Annotated in this window: 11 protein-coding genes; 9 read left to right on the forward strand and 2 right to left on the reverse strand. The window is 74.1% G+C overall.

Annotated features, from left to right (window positions below; all coding sequences use genetic code 11):
- Positions 1-666: 666 nt before the first annotated feature.
- The 5 genes from ABZ836_RS02300 (at position 667) to ABZ836_RS02320 (ending at position 6,978) form a co-directional block, all read left to right on the forward strand.
- The gene (locus ABZ836_RS02300) at positions 667-2,343 is read left to right on the forward strand and encodes an ABC transporter substrate-binding protein (RefSeq protein WP_361138428.1); all 1,677 of its coding nucleotides are present in this window, start codon (positions 667-669) and stop codon (positions 2,341-2,343) included.
- Positions 2,344-2,393: 50 nt separating this feature from the next.
- Complete coding sequence (locus tag ABZ836_RS02305; protein ID WP_356137134.1) at positions 2,394-3,317, forward strand: ABC transporter permease; 924 nt, start codon at positions 2,394-2,396, stop codon at positions 3,315-3,317.
- Positions 3,310-4,344 carry an ABC transporter permease gene (locus ABZ836_RS02310; protein ID WP_361138431.1) on the forward strand — a complete coding sequence of 345 codons (1,035 nt, stop codon included), beginning with the start codon at positions 3,310-3,312 and terminating at the stop codon, positions 4,342-4,344. The genes ABZ836_RS02305 and ABZ836_RS02310 overlap by 8 nt, the downstream gene beginning before the upstream one ends.
- Before the next feature lie 6 nt (positions 4,345-4,350).
- On the forward strand, positions 4,351-5,355 hold the full coding sequence (locus ABZ836_RS02315; protein WP_361138434.1) for an ABC transporter ATP-binding protein: 1,005 nt from the start codon (positions 4,351-4,353) through the stop codon (positions 5,353-5,355).
- Positions 5,356-5,892: 537 nt separating this feature from the next.
- Complete coding sequence (locus ABZ836_RS02320) at positions 5,893-6,978, forward strand: dipeptide ABC transporter ATP-binding protein (protein WP_361138437.1); 1,086 nt, start codon at positions 5,893-5,895, stop codon at positions 6,976-6,978.
- 222 nt (positions 6,979-7,200) lie between these two features.
- On the opposite strand, the gene ABZ836_RS02325 is transcribed toward ABZ836_RS02320, so the two are convergent.
- Complete coding sequence (locus ABZ836_RS02325) at positions 7,201-9,363, reverse strand: prolyl oligopeptidase family serine peptidase (RefSeq protein ID WP_361138440.1); 2,163 nt, start codon at positions 9,361-9,363, stop codon at positions 7,201-7,203.
- Positions 9,364-9,540: 177 nt separating this feature from the next.
- Here ABZ836_RS02325 and ABZ836_RS02330 point away from each other — a divergent pair, with 177 nt between their 5' ends.
- The 4 genes from ABZ836_RS02330 (at position 9,541) to ABZ836_RS02345 (ending at position 13,508) form a co-directional block, all read left to right on the forward strand.
- On the forward strand, positions 9,541-9,735 hold the full coding sequence (locus ABZ836_RS02330; protein ID WP_166021337.1) for a hypothetical protein: 195 nt from the start codon (positions 9,541-9,543) through the stop codon (positions 9,733-9,735).
- A gap of 104 nt (positions 9,736-9,839) precedes the next feature.
- Entirely contained in the window at positions 9,840-10,808 is a 969-nt protein-coding gene (gene mshB / locus ABZ836_RS02335) for an N-acetyl-1-D-myo-inositol-2-amino-2-deoxy-alpha-D-glucopyranoside deacetylase (protein ID WP_361138443.1), read from the forward strand.
- 74 nt (positions 10,809-10,882) lie between these two features.
- On the forward strand, positions 10,883-11,245 hold the full coding sequence (locus tag ABZ836_RS02340) for a DUF6113 family protein (RefSeq protein WP_356137184.1): 363 nt from the start codon (positions 10,883-10,885) through the stop codon (positions 11,243-11,245).
- 181 nt (positions 11,246-11,426) lie between these two features.
- On the forward strand, positions 11,427-13,508 hold the full coding sequence (locus tag ABZ836_RS02345) for a hypothetical protein (protein WP_361138446.1): 2,082 nt from the start codon (positions 11,427-11,429) through the stop codon (positions 13,506-13,508).
- A 75-nt stretch (positions 13,509-13,583) separates the two neighbouring features.
- Here the strand turns inward: ABZ836_RS02345 and ABZ836_RS02350 are convergent, their stop codons facing one another.
- The gene (locus ABZ836_RS02350; RefSeq protein WP_361138449.1) at positions 13,584-14,462 is read right to left on the reverse strand and encodes a transglutaminase-like domain-containing protein; all 879 of its coding nucleotides are present in this window, start codon (positions 14,460-14,462) and stop codon (positions 13,584-13,586) included.
- Positions 14,463-14,470: the final 8 nt, after the last annotated feature.

Here is a 14,470-nt window from a genome sequence, read left to right on the forward strand (position 1 = left end):
GGTCTGGTCGGTCCTGGGGTCTGCCTTGCCCTGTGGTCTGGTCGCTCCTGCGGTCTGCCTGGCGCTGCGGTCTGGTCCGCCCTGTCCTGTGGTCGAGTCGGCCCTGCGGCCTGCTCTGCCCTGTGGCCTGCTCGCACCCTTGGCCTTGGGTCCTTTCGCCTCTCGGCCTTCGGCCCCACGCCGCACCCCCGGCCCGCCCGCCGTGCCCGTGCGCGGCAGCCGCCCCACCCCGCCTTCCACGGCCACAACGAGCACCCCCTCCGCGGGTGCCGTGCGGCTGCCGGGGCGGAAGCCGAGGGTTCGGGGTGGGCGGGCGGGTTCCCGCGAAGCTGGGCCCGCGTACGCCGCCGTGAGGGCGCGGGAGGCCGTCCCGGTGCCCCGTCGCCCGCGCGAGCCCGGCCGACGCATGCCGCGGCGGGTGCACCAGGCGGCACCCCCGGCCCCGGCCGCCGCACGCGGCTCGTGGCGCGGAGGCCAGGGCCAGGCACCCCCTCCCCGCGTCCACCCGAGCGACCTCCCCACCCGAACGGGTGGATCCCGGATGAATCGGAACGTCAATGGCGATATGCATCGTTCACCGTACGGATCGGTCAACGATCGGTCACCGATCGCCCGGACACCGGTCAGCCACCGGTCAGGGTCCGCCCAGGGAGAGGGAGGCACGCCATGCGCGGAGGACGAAGGGGGCCCGCGGCGACCCCACGACGCCCACGCACCGCGACCCGCAGGACGACCGCCGCGGCCGGCGCCGCCACGGTCGCGCTGCTCGCCGCGGCCTGCGGCGGGGGCGGCGGCGGGGGCGGCGGCGGTGACGCCGGCGCCGTGCTGAGTTCCTCCTGGGGCGACCCGCAGAACCCCCTGGAGCCCGCCAACACCAACGAGGTCCAGGGCGGCAAGGTCCTCGACATGATCTTCCGCAACCTCAAGAAGTACGACCCGAAGACCGGCGAGGCGAAGGACATGCTCGCCGAGAAGATCGAGACCACCGACTCGCAGAACTTCCGCATCACCGTCAAGGACGGCTGGAAGTTCAGCAACGGCGAGCCGGTCACCGCCCGGTCGTTCGTGGACGCCTGGAACTACGGCGCGAGCCTGAAGAACAACCAGAAGAACGCCTACTTCTTCCAGTACATCGAGGGGTACGACAAGACCCACCCCGAGAGCGGCTCGCAGAGCGCCGACACCCTCTCCGGCCTGCGGCTGGTCGACGACCGGACCTTCACCGTCAAGCTCACACAGAAGTTCTCGACCTTCCCGGACACCCTCGGGTACAACGCCTACGCCCCGCTGCCCCGCGCCTTCTTCGACGACCACGACGCCTGGGTCGCCAAGCCGGTCGGCAACGGCCCGTACCAGGTCGAGTCGTACGCCAAGGGCTCGCAGATGACGCTGCGCAAGTGGGAGGGCTACACCGGCCCCGACAAGGCGCGCAACGGCGGCGTGGACCTGAAGGTCTACACGGACAACGCCACGGCCTACAACGACCTGATGTCCGGCAACCTCGACCTGGTCGACGACATCCCCGCCAGCCAGCTCAAGAACGCCCCCGCCGACCTCGGGGACCGGTACATCAACACCCCGGCGGGCATCCTGCAGACCCTGGCCTTCCCGTTCTACGACCCCCAGTGGAACAAGCCCGGCATGGAGAAGGTCCGCAAGGGCCTGTCCATGGCGATCGACCGTCAGCAGATCACCGAGACGATCTTCCAGAAGACCCGCACCCCGGCGACGGACTGGACCTCCCCGGTCCTCGGCGAGGAGGGCGGCTTCCGGGAGGGCTTCTGCGGCGAGTCCTGCGAGTACAAGCCGGAGGAGGCCAGGAAGCTCATCGAGGAGGGCGGCGGCCTGCCCGGCGGCCGGGTCCGGATCACCTTCAACGCGGACACCGGCTCGCACCGCGACTGGGTCGAGGCGGTCTGCAACAGCATCAACCGCGCGCTGGGCCAGGGCAAGGCGTGCGTCCCCAACCCCGTCGGCACCTTCGCGGACTACCGCAACCAGATCTCCGACCGGAAGATGCCCGGTCCCTTCCGGGCCGGCTGGCAGATGGACTACCCGCTGATCCAGAACTTCCTCCAGCCGCTGTACTACACCAACGCCTCGTCCAACGACGGCAAGTGGTCCAACGAGGAGTTCGACGACTGGGTCGACAAGGCCAACGCCGAGTCCGACACCGGCACGGCGGTGGACAACTTCCTCAAGGCCGAGGAGGTGGTCCGCGACGAGATGGCGGCCATCCCGCTCTGGTACCAGAACGGCTCCGCCGGCTACTCCGAGCGCCTCTCGGACGTCGCCCTGAACCCCTTCAGCGTCCCGGTCTACGACCGGATCAAGGTCGGCTGACCGGGGGACCGCCCCCACCGTTCGGTCCGCAACCCTGGCCGGGAGGCAGCATGGGACGCTACGTGATCCGGCGTCTGCTCCAGATGATCCCCGTGTTCGTCGGCGCGACGCTGCTGATCTTCCTGATGGTCAACGTCATGGGCGATCCGGTCGCCGGCCTCTGCGGCGACCGGGCCTGCGACCCGGCGACGGCCGCGCGCCTCAAGGCCGAGTTCGGGCTCGACCAGCCCGTCTGGAAGCAGTACCTGACCTACATGGGCAACGTCCTCTCCGGGGACTTCGGCACCGCCTTCAACGGCCAGAAGGTCACCGAACTGATGGGCACCGCCTTCCCGGTGACCATCCGGCTCACCCTGGTGGCGATCCTCTTCGAGATCGTCATCGGCATCGCCCTCGGCGTGGTCACCGGGATGCGCCGAGGCCGCCCGGTGGACACCGGCGTCCTGGTCGCCACCCTGGTGGTGATCTCCGTCCCCACCTTCGTCACCGGCCTCCTGCTGCAGCTGCTGCTCGGCGTGAAGTGGGGCTGGATCAACCCCTCGGTCTCCTACGAGGCCGGCTTCGGCGAGCTGATCGTCCCCGGCCTGGTGCTGGCCTCCGTCTCGCTGGCCTACGTGACCCGGCTGACCCGCACCTCCATCGCCGAGAACCGCCGCTCCGACTACGTCCGCACCGCCGTCGCCAAGGGGCTCCCGCGCCGCCGGGTGGTCACCCGGCACCTGCTGCGGAACTCGCTGATCCCCGTGGTCACCTTCATCGGCACCGACGTCGGCGCACTGATGGGCGGAGCCATCGTCACCGAGCGGATCTTCAACATCCACGGGGTCGGTTACCAGCTCTACCAGGGCATCCTCCGGCAGAACACCCAGACGGTCGTCGGCTTCGTGACGGTGCTGGTGCTGGTCTTCCTGGTGGCGAACCTCATCGTCGACCTTCTGTACGCCGTACTCGACCCGAGGATCCGCTATGCCTGAACCGCGGCAGCCGCTTCCCGACCCCGGTGACCACCCGCGCGGCGACCGGTCCGAGGGCGGCCGGGCCGCCGAGGACGGCGCGATCGCCGGCACGGGCTTCGGCGGCTCCATGGACCTGGCCACCGACGAGGGCCGCACGCTGGAGGACGACCCCGGGCCCGACGGCGGCGGACCCACCGCCAGGCCGCGCTCCCTGTGGTCGGACGCCTGGCGGGACCTGCGCCGCAACCCGGTCTTCGTCGTCTCCTCGCTGCTGATCCTCTTCCTGCTGCTGATCGCCGTCTGGCCCAGCCTGCTCACCTCCGGCGACCCGCTCGACTGCGACCTGGCCCGCGCCCAGGAAGGCTCCCAGCCCGGCCACCCGTTCGGGTTCAACGGCCAGGGCTGCGACGTCTACACGCGCACCGTGTACGGCGCCCGCACCTCGGTCACCGTCGGCGTCTGCGCCACCCTCGGCGTCGCCCTCCTCGGCAGCGTCCTGGGCGGCCTCGCGGGGTTCTTCGGCGGCGTCTGGGACGCGCTGCTCTCCCGTCTCACCGACGTCTTCTTCGCCATCCCGGTGGTCCTGGGCGGCCTGGTGCTGCTGTCGGTGGTCACCAGCAACAGCGTCTGGCCGGTGATCGGCTTCATGGTGCTGCTGGGCTGGCCGCAGATCTCCCGCATCTCCCGCGGCGCGGTCATCACCGCCAAGCAGCACGACTACGTCCAGGCGGCCCGCGCCCTCGGCGCCTCCGGTCCCCGGATGCTGCTGCGGCACATCGCGCCCAACGCGGTCGCCCCGGTGATCGTCGTCGCCACCATCGCGCTCGGCACCTACATCGCCCTGGAGGCCACGCTGTCCTACCTGGGCGTCGGGCTGAAACCGCCCACGGTCAGCTGGGGCATCGACATCTCCTCCGCCTCCCCGTACATCCGCAACGCCCCGCACATGCTGCTCTGGCCGGCCGGCGCGCTGGCGCTCACGGTGCTGGCGTTCATCATGCTCGGCGACGCGGTCCGCGACGCCCTCGACCCGAAGCTGAGGTGAGCCGCCATGCTGCTCGACGTCCGTGACCTGCGCGTGGAGTTCACCACCCGGGAGGGCGTGGCCAAGGCGGTGAACGGGGTCAGCTACAGCGTCGACGCGGGCGAGACCCTCGCCGTGCTCGGCGAGTCCGGCTCCGGGAAGTCCGTCACCGCCCAGGCCGTCTTGGGCATCCTCGACACGCCGCCCGGCCGGATCACCGGCGGCGAGATCCTCTTCCAGGGCCGCGACCTGCTCCGGCTCAAGGAGGAGGAACGCCGGACCGTCCGCGGCGCGGAGATGGCGATGATCTTCCAGGACGCGCTCTCCTCCCTCAACCCGGTGATGACCGTGGGGGACCAGCTCGGCGAGATGTTCGTCGTCCACCGCGGCCTGTCGAAGAAGGACGCCCGCGCCAAGGCCGTCGAGCTGATGGACCGGGTCCGCATCCCCGCGGCGGCACAGCGGGTGCGGGACTATCCGCACCAGTTTTCCGGGGGCATGCGCCAGCGCATCATGATCGCCATGGCGCTGGCGCTGGAACCGGCGCTGATCATCGCCGACGAGCCCACCACCGCGCTGGACGTGACGGTCCAGGCCCAGGTCATGGACCTGCTCGCCGAGCTCCAGCGCGAGTACCGGATGGGACTGATCCTGATCACCCACGACCTCGGTGTGGTCGCCGACGTGGCCGACCGGATCGCCGTGATGTACGCGGGCCGGATCGTCGAGACGGCCGGGGTGCACGACCTCTACAAGGCGCCCGCGCACCCCTACACGCGAGGCCTGCTGGACTCCATCCCGCGCCTGGACCACAAGGGGGGCGAGCTCTACGCGATCAAGGGCCTGCCGCCCAGCCTCACCGCCGTCCCGCCCGGCTGCCCGTTCCACCCCCGCTGCCCGATGGCCCAGGACGTCTGCCGGACCGACGTCCCGCCGCTGTACGCCGTGGACCGGGGCCCCGCCTCCGGCCCCGACCGCGGCAGCGCCTGCCACTTCTGGCGCGACTGCCTCGAATCCACCACCCCCCACTGACCAGCCCCTTGTGCACACCCGCCCCTACCGCCCGCCCGGCCTGCCTGCCCTGACCGCCCGCACGGTTCGACCGCTTGGCCTGACCGCCTGACCGTCCGACCGCACCAGCCGCCCCGTTCGCCTGTCCGGGGCCGACAGCCCACACGGCCCGTCTGCCCCGACCGCCTGCACGGTTCGACCGCCTGACCGCTCCGACCGCCCGACCGCACCAACTGCCTGTCCGACCCGTCGCCCGCACAACTCGTCCGCCCCAACCGCCTGTCCGCCCCGCCTGCCCGACCGCCCCCAGCGCCCGACCGCCCCGCCTGCCCTGACCGCCCGCACAGCCCGACCGCCCGGCCCGACCGTCCGCCCACCATGTCCGGGACTCCCGGGGGCGGGCACCGGCCACCGGGCACCGCGGCGGGCGCCCCCGGCCGCGGGTCGGTCGGGCCGGTCGCGCCGTGACCGTTCGAACGCCCCGTCCCGCCGTCCCGGCCGGCACCCGCCGCCGTTCCGGGGCCCCGCCCGTCCGCTCGACCACCGCCAGGAGAACCGATGGCCACCATGGCGCCCACACCCGGCACGGACACGACGACCGAGCCGATCCTCGAGGTCGAGGGGCTCGTGAAGCACTACCCGCTCACCCGGGGGATCGTCTTCCGCAAGCAGACCGGCGCCGTGAAGGCCGTCGACGGCGTCGACTTCGCCCTCGGCCGCGGCGAGACCCTCGGCATCGTCGGGGAGTCCGGCTGCGGGAAGTCCACGGTGGCGCGGATGCTGGTCAACCTGGAGCGGCCCACCGCGGGATCCATCCGCTACAAGGGCGAGGACGTCACCCGGCTGTCCGGCCGCGCCCTGAAGGCGGTGCGCCGGAACATCCAGATGGTCTTCCAGGACCCGTACACCTCGCTCAACCCCCGGATGACCGTCGGCGACATCGTGGGCGAGCCCTTCGACATCCACCCCGAGGCCGCCCCCAAGGGCGACCGCCGGCGCCGCGTGCAGGGGCTGCTGGAGGTGGTCGGCCTCAACCCCGAGCACGTCAACCGCTACCCGCACCAGTTCTCCGGCGGGCAGCGCCAGCGCATCGGCATCGCCCGCGGACTCGCGCTGCGGCCCGAGATCATCGTCGCCGACGAACCCGTCTCCGCCCTCGACGTCTCGGTCCAGGCCCAGGTGGTCAACCTGCTCGAGCGGCTCCAGGACGAGTTCGGCCTCGCCTACGTGTTCATCGCGCACGACCTGTCCGTGGTGCGGCACATCTCCGACCGCGTCGGGGTGATGTACCTCGGGCGGATCGTGGAGACCGGCACCGACCGGGCCATCTACGACCACCCCACGCACCCCTACACCCAGGCGCTGCTCTCCGCCGTCCCCGTCCCCGACCCGGCGGCCCGGGACCGCCGGGAGCGGATCATCCTCACCGGGGACGTGCCCTCGCCGACGAACATCCCCTCCGGCTGCCGCTTCCGCACCCGCTGCTGGAAGGCGCGGCAGCGCTGCGCCGAGGAGGTCCCGGCGCTCGCCGTCCCGGAGGCGTTCCGCGAACGGGGCGGCCCGGCGGCGCATCCGTCGGCCTGTCACTTCGCCGAGGAGAAGCGGGTGGTGCCCGAGGACGAGCCGGGCGGGCCGGCCCGTTAACAGTCAGGTAATTGCGTCGACCCGCATCCGATATACGGACGGGGAACGCTGAAGGGGTACGGCCGTGCGGGTGCCGTGAACGGGCCGGGGCGCGCCATGTCGCCCCGGCCCGTGCCCTTCCCGCCGGCCCCCCGTGGGCCCCCGCCGTTCCCGCCGTTCCCGCCGGCCCCCCGTGGGCCCCCGCCGTTCCCGCCGGCCTCCGCCCGTGCCCGCGCGGCCCGGTCAGCCCGCCGACCGGGACGCGCCGTCCGCCCCCGCAGGGGCCGTGCCCAGCGAGCGGCGCAGGAAGTCGACCTGGAGCAGCAGCAGGTTCTCCGCCACCCGCTCCTGCGGCGTCATGTGGGTCACGCCCGACAGCGGCAGCACCTCGTGCGGCCGTCCCGCGGCCAGCAACGCGGAGGAGAGCCGCAGGGTGTGGGCGGCCACCACGTTGTCGTCGGCCAGCCCGTGGATCACCATCAGCGGCCGGCCGCGCTCGGCGGCCCCGGAGAGGCCGTCGTCGGTCACCAGCGAACTGGCCGCGTACGCCCGCGGGTCGGCCGCAGGGTCGCCCAGGTACCGCTCGGTGTAGTGGGTGTCGTAGAGCCGCCAGTCGGTGACCGGCGCCCCGGCGACGCCCGCGGCGAAGACGTCCGGCCGGCGCAGCACGGCCAGCGCGGCCAGGTACCCGCCGAAGGACCAGCCCCGCACGGCCACCCGCGACAGGTCCAGCGGATACCGCTCGGCCAGGTCGTGGAGGGCGTCGATCTGGTCCTCCAGGGCGAGGGTGAGGTCGCCCCTGACCGCCTTCTCCCACGCCGGGGAGCGCCCCGGGGTGCCGCGCCCGTCGGCGACGATCACCGCGAACCCCTGGTCGGCGAACCACTGGGAGGTGAGGTGGGCGTTGTGGGAGGCGTACACGCGCTGCCCGTGCGGGCCGCCGTACGGGTCCATGAGGACGGGCAGGAGTTCGCCCGCGCGGTAGTGCGTGGGCAGCAGCACGGCGCACGGAATGCGCCGCGCGCCCGCCTCGGTGAGGGAGACCCGCGGGGTCAGCCCGGGGTCGGCGGCGTGCGAGGCGATCCGGGCGACCTCCTCGCCGTCGCGCAGCACCACCACCCGGGCGCCCGGCCGGTCGGGCGTGGACGACACCAGCACCGTCACCCCGCCCGAGCGCACCGCCGTGTGGACGCCCGGCTCCGTGGAGACGCGCTCCACGGAGTCGGCCGTGACCCGGTGGACGTGCACCTCCCCGATCTCCGGTGCGTCGGCCGCCTCGCCCGCGGAGGCCGACACCAGGACGTCGTGCTCGGAGACGTCCAGCACCGCCCGCAGGTGCAGCCGCCCGTCGGTGAGCGTGCGGCCGCCCACCGCGAGGGCCCGCGCCCCGCTCTCGTCGGTGATCCGCACCAGCTCCCCGGCCGGGCTCCAGCACGGCGTGGCAGCGAACAATTCAAGCCATGTTGGGTCGCTCTCGCTCAGCAGCGTCCGGGTGGCCCCGGTGTCCGGGTCGACGGCCAGGGTGAGCTGCTCGCGCTGGTCCCGCGACTGCACCAGGATCAGCGGCGAACCCCCCGCTGACCAGTGCACTCGTGCCAGGTACGGGTACACCTCGCGGTCCCAGAGGACCTCCGTGCGGCTGCCGTCGAGGCCGAAGGCGAACAACTGTACGCGCGCATTGGGGGTGCCGGCCGCGGGGTAGGCCTGGGGCCGCGGCTCCCGCTCGGGGTGGGCCGGATCGGCGATCCACCAGCGCCGGACGGGCGCGTCGTCGGTCCGCGCGGCCAGCAGCCGGTCCGACTCCGGGGACCACCAGAAGCCGCGGAAGCGCTGCATCTCCTCCGCCGCGACGAACTCGGCGAGCCCGTACGCCACCGTCCCCGACTCCGGTTCCGCCAGCGCCCGGCCGCCCTCGCCGTCCACCCCGACGACCCTCAGGGCGCCGCCCGCCACATACGCGACGAGGCGTCCGTCGGGGGAGGGGCGAGGGTCGACGACCGGCCCCTCGACGGGCAGTGCGCGCACCGTCCCGGCCCTCAGTTCGGCCGCGAAAAGCCGCCCTGACAAGGCGAAACACGCCAGCTCCACGGCCGCGTCGGTGGCGTACGAGACGATGCCGGCGCCGCCCTCACGGCTCCGCTCGCGCCGCGCGCGCTCCTCGGGGGAGAGGTCCTCCCCGGCGCCGTCCAGCAGCGCCGCGGGGTCCGCCGCGAGCCGTTCCGCGGGACCGTCCGCGGCGTCCAGGTCCAGCACCCGGAGGGCTCCGGCGCGGTCCGTGCCGGAGCCGGAGCGCAGGAAGACGACACGGGAACCGTCGGGTGCCACGGTGAACGCGCGCGGCGCCCCGAGGGTGAACCGCTGGGTGCGGGCGTGCCGCCGGGGGAAGGATTCGGTGTCCGTCTGCATGACCTGACCATATTGGCCATGCGCCCCCCGCGTGCGGCTGTGCGCCGACTCATGCGTGCCCTCGGATAGTTATGATCGCTGCCGTCCGATGGGTATCAACCTGCTGGCTGCGCGAAGGATTTGTCGCCCCTTCGGTCCGACTGCCTGTGTCCTAGGGAGCTTTGGAGGTGAACCGCCGTGGCACTCTCGATCTCGGTGGTGGTGCTGCTGGCGATCGTCGTCTTCCTGCTGATCAAGAAGTCGGGGCTGAAGGCGGGGCATGCGATCGTCTGCATGCTGCTCGGGTTCTACCTCGCCGCCTCGTCGGTGGCCCCCACGATCAGCGAACTGACGAACAACATCGCGGGCATGATCGGCAGCTTCAAGTTCTGACCCGTCGTCCTCCCCGCTCCCGGATACCCCCGGAGCGGCGGCCTACACCGGTCCGTGGGCCGGGGGTATCCGCCGGGCCCTGGGCGCCCGCCTAAGCTGGCCCCATGACGGACACGCCCGCTCGCCGCCTGCTGCTGGTGCACGCGCACCCGGACGACGAGTCGATCAACAACGGCGCCACCATGGCCCGCTACGCGGCCGAGGGCGCCGGGGTCACCCTGGTCACCTGCACCCTCGGCGAGCTCGGTGAGGTCATCCCGCCCGAGCTGGCACACCTCTCGGGCGCGGCGCTGGGCGCGCACCGCCGTCAGGAGCTGGCCGCGGCCATGCGCGAACTGGGCGTGACGGACGTCCGGCTGCTGGGCGGCGAGGGCCGCTACGGCGACTCCGGGATGATGGGCCTGCCCGACAACGACGCCCCGGGCGCCTTCTGGGGCGCCTCGGTGGACGAGGCCGCCGGGCACCTGGTCGCCGTGATCCGCGAGGTCCGCCCGCAGGTGCTGGTGACCTACGACCCGAACGGCGGCTACGGCCACCCCGACCACATCCAGGCCCACCGGGTTGCCATGCGCGCGGCCGAACTGGCCGCGGACCCGGGCCTGCGCCCCGACCTCGGCGACGCCTGGGACATCCCCAAGATCTACTGGACCCGGATGCCGCGCGCCGTCGCCGAGGAGGCCTTCGCCCGCCTCCACGAGGCCCTGCCGGGGCTCCCGTTCCCCGCCCCGGCCGCCGTGGACGACCTGCCCGGCATCGTCGACGACCCGGCGCGGATCACCGCCCGGCTGGACGCCGAGGGCACCCCGTACGCCGCCGCCAAGGCCGCCGCGATGACCGCCCACGCCACCCAGATCGCCGTGCGCGGGCCCTGGTTCGCGCTCTCCAACGACCTGGCCCAGCCGCTGCTCGCGGTGGAGCACTACGAGTTGGTGAAGGGCGAGCCGGGCGGTCCGGGCGTGGAGGGCGACCTGTTCGCGGGCGTCGCCGGGACCGCGGGCGCCTCCGGGTCAGCCGGGTCTGCCGGTTGTGCCGGTTCAGCCGGTTCCGACGGCGCCGAAGGAGATGCCGCGTGAGCACGAACGCCAAGGGAACGCCGCCCGCCGGACGCCCGGGAGGCCCCGGAGGCGCTGGAGGCCCCGGAAGCCTCCTGGCCCAGCCGCTGAGACTGCCCTCGGCCGGCCGCACCGCGGCCTACGCCGGCCTGCTCCTGCTGGGGGCGGTGGTCGGGGTGGCCGGCGCCCTGGTGCAGGGCGCGTTCTTCCCCGGCGGCCTGCTGCTCGCCCTCGCCGGGACGGCCGGCACCTTCCTCGCCGGAGCGCGGCTGATGACCTCCCGGGCGGGGGCGGCCGTCCCCGTGGTGGGCTGGCTGATCGCCGTCGTGCTCCTCACCACCAGCCGCCCGGAGGGCGACTTCGTGTTCGGCGCCGGCCTGCGGCCCTACCTGTTCCTCCTCGGCGGCATGGTGGTCGCTATGATCTGCGCCACCCTCCGAGGCGGCCGCGACCGCTGAGTCCCGCCGTCCCACTTGGGAGTGACGTCCCGCTTCGTCCCGTCGCCCCGGCGGCCACCGGGGGTAGATATGCCCTCGGCCGTGGGTTACCCGCGGGAAGCGGCCAGTATCGTGGAGCGCGCCGCCGAGAAGCCCGCTGTGAGGTCGTGACGGGCGGCGGAGCCAACCGGGAGAACCTGCCTTGAGTCGTGAAACTGACAATCCGTCCCCCACGCCCAGCGGGAACGGCGGATCCGCGCACCCCTCCGAGCCGACGGCGCCGGAAGGCCGCAAGACCGAGACCACGCTGACGACCCGGGTGAAGATCAACATCCCGGGGTCCCGGCCGATCCCGCCGGTGGTGGTGCGCAAGCCCGTGGGGGAGGGGTCCGCCGCGGGCGAGCAGTCCGCGCCCGAGGGGGCCACCCCCGCCGGCGGCACGGACACCTCCGCCGCGTCCGCGGCGCCCGCCGAGAGGCCGGCGCAGCCGGAGGCCCCGGCGAAGGAGAAGACCAGCGACTGGTTCGCCCCGCGCAAGGCCCCCGCGCCCGCGCCGCAGGGCGACCCGGCGGGCGCCAAGCCGGGCCGGAACGCACTCCCGGGCCCGTCCGGCCCGTCCGCTCCCTCCGGCCCCTCCGCCCCCTCGGGCCAGGGCGGTTCGCCCTCCGGCCAGGGCCGCACGCCCGCGGCGGCCGGCACCTCCGCCCCGGCCCTCCCGCAGCGGCCCACCGCACCCCGCCCCGGCGGCGCGGCCCCCACCGGGCAGCGTCCGGCGGCCGGCGCCCCGCGTCCGGGTGGCGCCCCGCGCCCCGGCCAGGGCGGCTCCGGCGGCACCAACGGCTCCGGCCTCCCCGGCGCGACCGGCGGACCGGTGGCCCCCGGACACGGCGGCGGCACCGGCTCGGTCGACGTCACCGAGGCGCTCAACGCCGGCCCGCTCGGCCCCCGCGGCGGCCGGGCGCCCTCCACCGGCGCCACCACCCCCGCGGGCCGGGCCCCCGGCGCGGGCGCCGCACCGGCCTCCCGTCCCGAGCCCCCCACCGGCCCGACCGGCGGCCCGGTGACCGGCAGCGGTCCGCTCACCCCCGACCTCGGCGGCGGCCTCAGCGACGACACCGCGGTGCTCACCCCGCAGCGCCCCGCTCCCGGCGCCCCGCGCCGTCAGGACAACGTCTCCGGCGACACCCTCACCAGCGGCATCCCCCGGGTGCCCGCCGGCCCCGGCGCCCCGCCGGCCGGCGGAGCCCCCGGCGGTCCGGCCGTCCCGCCGCCCGGCATGTTCAGCCCGGCCCCCTCCCCGGCCCCGGCTCCCGCCCCGGCCCCGCCCGCCGCGCCGAAGAAGAAGGGCCGCAACAAGGTGGCCCTGCTCGGCGGCGCCCTGGTCGCCCTCGCGGCCGTGGCCTACGGCGCCGGCCTGCTGCTGAACCACTCCGACGTGCCCAAGGGCACCACCGTGCTCGGCGTGGAGATAGGCGGCGGCACCCGCGACGAGGCCGCGCAGAAGCTGGACCAGGCGCTCGGCGAGCGCATGCGCCAGCCGCTGAAGCTGGCCGTGGACGGCGAGGTCGTCAACCTCGAGCCGGAGCAGGCGGGCCTGGAGATCGACACCCGCGCCACCGTCGGCGAAGCCGCCCGGAGCGACTACAACCCGGTCTCCGTGATCGGCTCGCTCTTCGGCCAGGAGCGGGTGGTGGAGCCCGACATGCCGGTCGACGCCGAGAAGCTGCGCGCGGCGCTCGAGGAGGCCGCCGGCGGCACCGGCTCGGTCACCGAGGGCGGCATCGAGTTCCGCGCCGGGAAGGCCGTCCCCGTCTACGGCAAGCCCGGCGAGGGCGTCGACGTGGCGAAGGCCGTGCCCGCGGTCAAGGCGGCCTACCGCGAGCAGGTCGCCACCGGCGACGCGAAGGCCGTGGAGCTGCCGGTCGTCACCCGCGAGCCCAGCGTCCCGGACGCCGAGGTCAACCGCATGATGAAGGAGTTCGCCCAGCCCGCCATGTCCGGCCTGGTGACGGTCCGGACCGATGCGGCGCACACCATCTCCTTCAGCCCGGAGAAGTCGCTCTGGCGGTTCCTGCGCGTGCAGGCCGTCGACGGCCGGCTGGTCGAGAGCTACGACAAGGCCGAGCTGCAGAAGCTCTACGGCGAGACCTTCGACGGGGTGCTCGTCACCCGCGCCACCGGGCAGAAGACCCCGGTGACCGTGGAGGACGTCATCGGCGCCCTGCGCCCCGCCCTGCTCGACAGGACCGAGCGCGTCGGCGTCATCGAGACGAACCCCAGCTGACCCCACGACCCGCCCGACGGCCCCCGCCCGCTCGGCCCTTCGGGGCGGTGCGGGCGGACCCGTCCGGCGGGGCCGTCAGTTGAGCCGGGCGCGGGCCGACCTGGCCTGGCCGCGCACCCGTTCGGCCAGCTCCTCGTCGACCTCCTCCACCACGTCCGCATAGACCTCCAGTTCCTCCGCACCGGCCATGAACTCGCCCCTGTTCACCAGGAGTTGCGCGTACTCGTAGCGCAGGTTCGCCGGGCGGGAGGGCAGCAGCAGGGACAGCTCCAGCGCCCAGAGCGCCGTCGCGGACTGCTCGGGCCGGGCCGCCGCCCAGGCGCGGACGTTGTTCAGGATCCGCACCACCACCTCCAGCGGCCGGGCGGGCTCGTACACCGACGGGTCGGCGGGGTCGGGGGAGGAGCCCGTCGCGTCCAGCACCAGCAGCTCCGCGTCCGGGCCGGTCAGCAGCCGCCCGCCCGCGAACGGGTCGGCCAGCACCTGCCGCGCCGGGTCGTCGGCCGGGCCGAACCCGACGACGAAGTGGCCCGGCAGCGCCACCCCGTGGACCGGCGCCCCCGCCCTCCGGGCGACCTCCGTCCACACCACCGACAGCAGGATCGGCAGGCCCCGCCTGCGCCGCAGCACCTGGTGCAGCAGCGAGGACCGCAGGTCGCGGTAGTCGGCCTCGCCGCCCGCGAACCCCTCCTCGTCGCCCAGCAGCCTGCGCGCCGCCTCGGCCCACTCGCGCGGGCCTCCCGGCCGGAAGGGCAGTCGTCCGGCCAGCCGGTCGAGCTCCATCTGGACCTCGTCCATGCCGGCCTCGTCGAAGGAGGCGTCCGCGACCGCGCCGATCAGCAGGCAGAGCGTCACCAGGTCGGGACGTTCGGCACGGGCCTCGGCGGCGAACCGGGCGGTCCAGCGGGCGCGTTGTTCCGGTCCGGAGGGGACCGGTGGGTCGGGGGTCAGCATGCCGTGCG

The organism is Streptomyces sp. NPDC047130 (assembly GCF_040643475.1).
GTDB lineage: Bacteria > Actinomycetota > Actinomycetes > Streptomycetales > Streptomycetaceae > Streptomyces.

Excerpts from the sequence above, each read along its gene's own strand:
- ABZ836_RS02300 (WP_361138428.1), top strand. The coding sequence starts at position 667 with ATGCGCGGAGGACGAAGGGGGCCCGCGGCGACCCCACGACGCCCACGC.
- ABZ836_RS02305 (WP_356137134.1), top strand. The coding sequence starts at position 2,394 with ATGGGACGCTACGTGATCCGGCGTCTGCTCCAGATGATCCCCGTGTTC.
- ABZ836_RS02310 (WP_361138431.1), top strand. The coding sequence starts at position 3,310 with ATGCCTGAACCGCGGCAGCCGCTTCCCGACCCCGGTGACCACCCGCGC.
- ABZ836_RS02315 (WP_361138434.1), top strand. The coding sequence starts at position 4,351 with ATGCTGCTCGACGTCCGTGACCTGCGCGTGGAGTTCACCACCCGGGAG.
- ABZ836_RS02320 (WP_361138437.1), top strand. The coding sequence starts at position 5,893 with ATGGCCACCATGGCGCCCACACCCGGCACGGACACGACGACCGAGCCG.
- ABZ836_RS02325 (WP_361138440.1), bottom strand. The coding sequence starts at position 9,363 with ATGCAGACGGACACCGAATCCTTCCCCCGGCGGCACGCCCGCACCCAG.
- mshB (WP_361138443.1), top strand. The coding sequence starts at position 9,840 with ATGACGGACACGCCCGCTCGCCGCCTGCTGCTGGTGCACGCGCACCCG.
- ABZ836_RS02350 (WP_361138449.1), bottom strand. The coding sequence starts at position 14,462 with ATGCTGACCCCCGACCCACCGGTCCCCTCCGGACCGGAACAACGCGCC.